General features: G+C 60.0%; 1 protein-coding gene. It reads left to right on the top strand.

Translation table 11 applies throughout. From position 1 onward, the window contains the following. Positions 1–322: 322 nt before the first annotated feature. A partial coding sequence (locus tag GXX82_15840) for an ammonium transporter (protein NLT24513.1) occupies positions 323–1,583 on the top strand: 1,261 nt, incomplete at its 3' end.

Here is a 1,583-nt window from a genome sequence, read left to right as displayed (position 1 = left end):
GAAGACGCTGGGATACTTCGTTGTCGTTATCATCGTCAGCATCGTGGTCTCCCTGCTGATCAACGTGCTGGCCCGTCTCGTCCTTCCCTCGGGACCGATGATGTTGCCGTAGGGAGGGGGGAGGTTACCACTCACAGCGGTTTCTTACTTCAGTATAGTATCACCGCTCACCGATTTGAGCGGTCACAATGATGTGAGAACAACAATGGCGTTCTGAAAGAGTTCAGGGCGCCATTTTCATTCCTATGGTTGCCAGACGAAGGCGTCGTGGACCCATAAAGGGTCCGTGGCGCCTTCCTTATTTTACGGAGGAGGCGTAAAGATGAAGAAACTTCTTGCACTGTTTGTACTGTTCGCCCTGTTCGTGATGCCTGTGGGGCTTGCCTGGGCACAGGCCGGACCCGGACAGGGACCGGCGCAGGCTCCCGCACAGGCAAGCCCCGCGGCACCAGCGCCACCGGCGGCGGCAAAGGCCGATACCGGGGATACGGCATGGCTTATCGTGGCCACGGCCCTTGTCATGCTCATGACCCCGGGGCTTGCGTTCTTCTACGGAGGAATGGTGGGCAAGAAGAACGTCCTTGGCATCCTGATGCAATGCTTCACCATCCTTTGCGTGATAAGCGTTCAATGGGTGCTCTACGGGTACAGCCTTTCTTTCGGTCCCGGGAAGGGATTCTGGGGAGGCTTCGAGTGGGTGGGCCTCAAGGGGGTGGGACTTGCCCCCTACGCGGACTACGCCGCGACCATTCCCCACCAGCTCTTCATGGTCTTTCAGATGATGTTCGCCGTCATAACACCGGCGCTCATCATCGGGGCCTTTGCCGAGCGCATGAAGTTTGCCGCTTTCCTCATCTTCACGATACTCTGGGCGACCTTTGTCTATGACCCCGTGTGCCACTGGGTCTGGGGAATAGGGGGGTGGCTCAGGGAGATGGGGGCCCTCGATTTCGCCGGGGGAACGGTCGTGCATATCAACGCTGGCATAGCCGCCTTCATGACGGCCATATTCATCGGCAAGCGCAAGGGCTCCGGCAACCACGCGATCATCCCCCACAACCTGCCCTTCACCATCCTCGGGACCGCCCTTCTGTGGTTCGGGTGGTTCGGTTTCAACGCGGGCAGTTCCCTCGGGGCGAACGATATCGCTGTGAATGCCTTTGTGGTGACCAACACGGCCGCCGCCGCAGCGGGGTTGACATGGGCGCTCATCGACTGGATATTCAACAAAAAGCCGACCATGCTTGGCATGGCGACGGGCGCCGTGGGCGGCCTTGTGGCGATAACCCCGGCGGCTGGTTTTGTCAGCGCGCTGTCGGCCATCCTCATCGGGGTCTTCGTCAGCGTATTCTGCTATTTCGCCGTTGCCTGGATCAAACCGAGATTCGGTTACGATGACGCGCTCGACGTCTTTGGCGTCCACTGCGTGGGCGGCATCTGGGGGGCGCTCGCAACCGGGCTTTTCGCCTCGAAGGCGGTGAACCCGGCCGGTGCCGACGGCCTTTTCTTCGGCAACCCGAAACAGTTCCTCGTCCAGGTGATCGCCACCGCTGTGACCATTGCCTACAGCTTCGTCGCCAGCT

This window comes from Syntrophorhabdus sp. (assembly GCA_012719415.1).
In the GTDB taxonomy this organism is placed as follows: domain Bacteria; phylum Desulfobacterota; class Syntrophorhabdia; order Syntrophorhabdales; family Syntrophorhabdaceae; genus Delta-02.
This window is presented reverse-complemented; position numbering and strand designations above follow the sequence as displayed.